The sequence below is a fragment of the Roseateles sp. P5_E11 genome, assembly GCF_054049355.1.
Genome location: NZ_JBFUMO010000404.1, coordinates 1 through 5415, shown reverse-complemented (window position 1 = coordinate 5415; position 5415 = coordinate 1). Strand labels below are relative to the sequence as shown.

The following is a 5415-nucleotide window of genomic DNA, read 5'->3' as shown; positions in this document are numbered from 1 at the left end:
GACTTGATGCGTGACGCTGACCTTCCCGAGGTCCATGTCCACGAACTGTTGCAGGCGCTGGCCGGCAACACCGGCCTGGCCACGGCGGCACTGCTGCGGCCGTCGCCCGGCGCGCAGGACATCGTCGTCGGCGAGCCGGATGCGAATGCGCTGGCCGGCCTGCAGCTGTGCGCCGATGGCGGCCGGGCGCTGGGCCCCGGCACCGACCATCACGCCGAGGAGCCTGACCTCTATCTGCCGCTGCGCGGCCGCGATACGGCCCTGGGCGCCGTCACGCTGCGCGGGCTGGGCACCGAGGCCTTGGCCGTGGACCAGCTTGCCCACGCCCAGGCCCTGTGCGACCAGATGGGCCTGGCCCTGCAGCGCCGCCGTGTGCAGGATGAGGCCCGGCAATCGGCCGAACTGGCCGAGACCCAGTCCACCCGCAACGCCATGCTGGCCGCGATCTCGCACGACTACCGCACGCCGCTGGCCACCATCATGGGTTCGGCTTCTGCCCTGCAGACCCAGGGGGAACGGTTGACGACGGCGCAACGCAGCGAGCTGGCCAGCCGCATCGTCGACGAGACTGCCCGCCTCGTGCGCCTGACCGACAACACGCTGCAGCTCGCCCGCCTTGGCGCGCCCGGCGTGGCGCTGCGCTGCGACTGGGAGTCGGCCGAGGAGATCGTCGGCGCCGCGCTGCGCCGCGTGCGCCGCCGGCCCGACGGTGAACGCGTGAAGGCGCGCATCGAGCCGGAGCTGCCGCTGCTGTGGTGTGATGCGGCCCTGATGTCGCAGCTGCTGGACAACCTCATCGACAACGCATTGAAGTACAGCCCGGCCGAAGCCGTCGTCGAGCTGGTCGTGCGCCGCCTTGGCGGCGAAGCGATGTTCGCCGTGCGCGACCGTGGCCCCGGCATCGACCCGGCCTGGCGCGAGCGCGTCTTCGATGCCTTCCAGCGCGGCGACCTGGCCGCCTTTTCTCAGCGCCCACCGGGCTCGGGCGTGGGCCTGGCCTTGTGCCGCGCGATTGCCGAGGCGCACGAGGGGGTGCTGAGCCTGCGCCCGCGCGGCCATGGCGGTTGCAGCTTCGAGCTGCGCCTGCCGTTGCGCGACGCGCCTGAGCTGCCGGAGGCCGCGACGTGAAACTGCTGCTCGTCGAAGACGACCGCGAACTGCGCGTGACGCTGCGCGAGGCCTTGGTCGTCGAGGGCTACGAGGTGCTGACCGCCGCCAGCCTGGCCGACGCGATGGCCCAGCTCGCCCACGCCGGTCATCTGGACGCCGTGCTGCTCGACCTCGGCCTGCCCGACGGCGATGGTGAGGAACTGCTGCAGGCCCTGCGCCGAGAGCGCTCGACGCCGCTGATCGTCATTTCGGCCCGCCAGGTCGAAGGCCAGAAGATCCGCCTGCTCGATGCCGGTGCCGACGACTACCTCGTCAAGCCCTTCGGCATCGGCGAGCTGCTGGCACGGCTGCGCGTGGCCCTGCGCCACCGCGGCACCGTGGCCCARCCGGCCATCACGATGTACCGGCGCGCCGGCCTGGAAGTCGACCTGGCCGCCCACCGCGTACGTCGCGATGGCGCCGACGTGCGCCTGACGCCCACCGAGTTCAAGCTGCTCGCCCGCCTGGTGCGCCAGGCCGGCCAGGTCGTCACCCACCGCCGCCTGCTGGCCGACGTCTGGGGCGCGGACGCGACCGAGCAGACCCACTATCTGCGCCTGTACATGGGCCAGTTGCGCGCCAAGCTCGAGGTCGAGCCGGCCGAGCCCTGCGTGCTGCTGACCGAGCCGGGCGTGGGCTATCGCATCGCCGAACCGAACTGATCCCGCTCATGCAAGTCACCCACTGGATTCCCGTTGACGGCGCCGAGCTGGCCGTCGAATACCGCCCCCACGACGATGGCAGCGCACCGCTCGTGTTCCTGCACGCCGGCGTCACCGACAGCCGGTTGTGGGACGGCGCCATGGCCGCGGCTGCCGAGCAGCGCTCAGCTCTGCGCATCGACCGCCGCGGCTTTGGTCAGACGCGCGTGGCCGCCGCTCGCCCGCATGCCTGGGTCAGCGACCTGCGCGCCGTGCTGGACGTGCTGCGGCTGGACCGCGTGGAGCTGGTGGGCTGCTCGTTGGGCGGCCGCATCGCCATCGATTTCGCGCTGGCCTCGCCCGAGCGCGTGGCCGGCCTGACGCTGGTGGCGCCTGCCGTCACCGGCGCCCCCGACCCCACGCCCGAGCTGGATGCCGCCAGCCGTGAGTTGAACGACGCCACGCAGGCCGCCCGCGCCGCTGGCCAGCTCGACGAGGTCAACCGCCTGCAGGCCCGCCTGTGGCTGGACGGCCCCGGCCAGCCCGAAGGCCGGGTCGGCGGCGCCGCGCGCGAGCTGTTCCTGGCGATGAACCGCATCGCGCTGCACGCGCCGGCCATCGGCGAGTTGCAGCCCGCGCCCGACGCCTGGCCGCGGCTGGAGCAACTGGCCATGCCCACGTGCGTGGTGTGCGGCGACCTGGACCTGCCTTACCTGGTGCAGCGCTGCCGGCAGATGGCCGCGCGCATCCCTGGCGCGCGCCACGTGGCGCCGCCGGGGATGGCCCACCTGCCGTCGCTGGAAGCGCCGGAGGCCTTCACCCGCGTGATGCAGGACGCCGGGCTGCTGGACCGCTGAGGGCTCAGCGCGGCGGCTTCACGCTGGCCAGGTGCATGCCGCTGTCCAGCATCAGCAGCTCACCGGTCACCGTGCGGGCGCCGTCCACCAGCCAGACGATGGCTTCCGCCACGTCCTCGGGGGAGCAGGCGCGCTGCAGCGGCACGCCGGCTTCATAGGCCTTCAGGCCAGCCTCGTAGCCCTGTTGCCCCACGCCCTGCACGAACCAGCGTGACGTGATGAGGCCAGGGCACACGGCGTTCACGCGCACGGCGGGTGCCAGGGACCGGGCCAGGTGCAGCGTCATCGCGTTGATGGCGCCCTTGGACGCGATGTAGGGCATGGACGAGCCCACGCCCAGAGCGCCGGCCACCGACGATACGTTGACGATGCAGCCCTGCGCGGCTTTCAGCGCGTCGACGCAAGCCCGCACCATCTGGAAGCTGCCCAGCGCATTGACGGCCAGGATGCGCTGGAAGGTGTCGGCGTCCAGCGCGTCCCAGTCGGCCGCGGCGCCGAACACCGACACGCCGGCGTTGTTCACCAGTGCGTCGATGCGGCCCCAGCGGTCCAGCGCGGCCTGCGCCAGCGCGCGGCAGTCGCCGTCCTGCGCCACGTCGCCCTGCTTCACGAACACGTCGGACCCGGCCGCACGGCAGGCCGCGGCGCAGGCTGCGGCCTCGTCCGCGCTGCGCGAGTAGTTGATCAGCAGGTCGTAACCCCTGCCGGCCAGCATCAGCGCCGTGGCGGCGCCCACACCCGTGCCGCCGCCGGTGATCAGCGCGACCTTGCCTGCCGTAGCCATGCGTCTTCTCCAGTGGAATTGCGGCGGGTCAGTCCAGGACCCGCCGCCGCCTCAGGCCTTCTTCGCCGTCAGCTGGTCCTTCAACGGCAACTGCCGGATGCGCTTGCCCGTGGCAGCGAAGATCGCGTTCATCAGCGCCGGTGCGATGGGGCCGATGGCCGGCTCGCCGACGCCGCCCAGCGGTTGGTCGTAGCTCTTGGCCGGCATGATGTGCACGGCGATGGTCTTGGGCGCGACGTTGAGCCGCGCGATCTCGTAGTCGTGGTAGTTGCTCTGCTCGACGCGGCCGTTCTTGAACGTGATCTCGCTGTACAGCGCCTGGCTCAGGCCCATGATGCAGGCGCCCTCGATCTGGGAGCGGATGCGGTCCGGGTTGATGGCTGGGCCGCAGTCCACGGCCACATCGATGCGCGGGATGCTGAGCTCGCCCTTGGCGCTGACGCGCACCTCGACGACCACGGCCATATAGGTCACGAAGCTGTAGTTGGCTGCCAGGCCCAGCCCTTGGCCGCGCGGCAGTTTGCGGCCCCAGTGCGCCTCCTTCGTCACGCGCTCGATGACGCCGCGCAGCCGCCCGGTGTCGACCGGGTAGAGCTGGGGCGACTCGCCGTGGTTCCAACCGTCACTCAGCTGCGGCGGCGGGATCTGGGCCGCCGGGCCGAGCAGCTCGAACAGGAAGTCGCGGTGGTCGCGCTTGGCCGCGTGGGCCAGTTCGGCCACGAAGGACTGGGCCGCAAACTKGTGCTGGATGTTGTTGACGGAGCGCAGCCAGCCGATGCGGGCGTGCGCCGTCGCGGCCGGGTTCTCGATGCGGATGTTCGGGATCGCGTAGGGCAGGTTGATCAGGCCCAGGCCCAGCTCGAAGGGGGCCAGCTGCTTGGGGTCGGGCATGAAGATGGACAGGATGGTGGGCTCGGCCGCGCGCTGCAGCCAGGCGGTGACGCGGCCCCTGGCGTCCAGCCCGGCTTCCAGATGCTGGGCGGTGACGGTGTGCAGATAGTCGTGGTGCAGGTCGTCTTCGCGCGTCCAGGTCAGCTTGACCGGCGCGCCCTGCATCTGTTGTGAAGCCAGTGCCGCCTCGATGACGAAGTCGGGCTTGGACTTGCGGCCGAAGCCGCCGCCCAGCAGGGTCACGTTGACCGTCACCTTGTCCACGCCCAGCCCCAGCCGCGCAGCCACGCGCTCGCGCGCGGCCTGGGGCGACTGCACGCAGGCCCAGACCTCGCAGCGCCCGTCGACGATGCGCGCCGTCGCGGCCGGTGGCTCCATCGTGGCGTGGGCCAGGTGCGGTGCGTAGTAGTCGGCCGCCACGCGTTTGGCGGCCTTGCTCAGCGCGGCAGGCGCGTCGCCATCGTCGCGCACGACCTTGCCGCCCGGCTTGGCCACCGCCGCCTCCAACTCCTTGCGGAAGGCGACCGAGTCGTAGCTGGCGTGCGCGCCGTCGTCCCAGACGATCTTCAGCGCCTCGCGGCCCTTCATCGCGGCCCAGGTGTCCTTGGCGACGACGACGACCCCGCCCAGCGGTTGGAACTCCGCTGGCGCCGGCGTGCCCGCCAGCTCGAAGACCTTGACGACACCCGGCACCTTCAGCGCCGCGCTGCTGTCGACGGACTTGAGCTTGCCGCCAAACACCGGTGGCCGTGCGATGACGGCGTAGAGCATCCCTGGCAGCCGTGTGTCGATGCCGTACTGCGAGCGACCCGTGACGATGGCCTCGGCGTCCACGAGGTGGCTGTCCTGCTTGCCGATATAGCGGAAAGCCTCGGGGCTCTTGAGCTTGATCGCCTCGCGCTTGGGCACCTCCAGCTTGGCGGCGGCCTCGGCCAGGGCGCCATAGCCCAGGGATCGGCCGCTGGCCTTGTGCGCCACCACGTGGTTGCTGGCCTGCACCTCGGCCACCGGCACGCCCCATTGCAGCGCGGCGGCCTGCTCCAGCATCTGACGGGCCGCGGCACCGCAGCGGCGCATGGGCATGAACCAGTGG

Annotated in this window: 5 protein-coding genes; 3 read left to right on the top strand and 2 right to left on the bottom strand. The window is 71.7% G+C overall.

The window, feature by feature from the left end; translation table 11 throughout:
* The 3 genes from ACXJKR_RS23105 to ACXJKR_RS23095 form a co-directional block, all read left to right on the top strand.
* On the top strand, positions 1-1128 hold a 1128-nt coding region (locus ACXJKR_RS23105), incomplete at its 5' end, for a sensor histidine kinase (protein ID WP_457324796.1).
* Positions 1125-1811 carry a response regulator gene (locus ACXJKR_RS23100; RefSeq protein ID WP_056195706.1) on the top strand — a complete coding sequence of 229 codons (687 nt, stop codon included), beginning with the start codon at positions 1125-1127 and terminating at the stop codon, positions 1809-1811. The genes ACXJKR_RS23105 and ACXJKR_RS23100, both read left to right, overlap by 4 nt.
* A gap of 8 nt (positions 1812-1819) precedes the next feature.
* The gene (locus tag ACXJKR_RS23095) at positions 1820-2647 is read left to right on the top strand and encodes an alpha/beta fold hydrolase (protein ID WP_457324795.1); all 828 of its coding nucleotides are present in this window, start codon (positions 1820-1822) and stop codon (positions 2645-2647) included.
* Between the two features lie 4 nt (positions 2648-2651).
* Here ACXJKR_RS23095 and ACXJKR_RS23090 read toward each other — a convergent pair whose 3' ends face one another.
* Positions 2652-3431: an SDR family NAD(P)-dependent oxidoreductase gene (locus ACXJKR_RS23090; protein ID WP_056195711.1), complete on the bottom strand. Its 780-nt coding sequence runs from the start codon at positions 3429-3431 to the stop codon at positions 2652-2654.
* 51 nt (positions 3432-3482) lie between these two features.
* Positions 3483-5415: xanthine dehydrogenase family protein molybdopterin-binding subunit (locus tag ACXJKR_RS23085; RefSeq protein ID WP_457324794.1), on the bottom strand; the 1933-nt coding region annotated here is incomplete at its 5' end.

Excerpts from the sequence above, each read along its gene's own strand:
- ACXJKR_RS23095 (WP_457324795.1), top strand. The coding sequence starts at position 1,820 with ATGCAAGTCACCCACTGGATTCCCGTTGACGGCGCCGAGCTGGCCGTC.
- ACXJKR_RS23090 (WP_056195711.1), bottom strand. The coding sequence starts at position 3,431 with ATGGCTACGGCAGGCAAGGTCGCGCTGATCACCGGCGGCGGCACGGGT.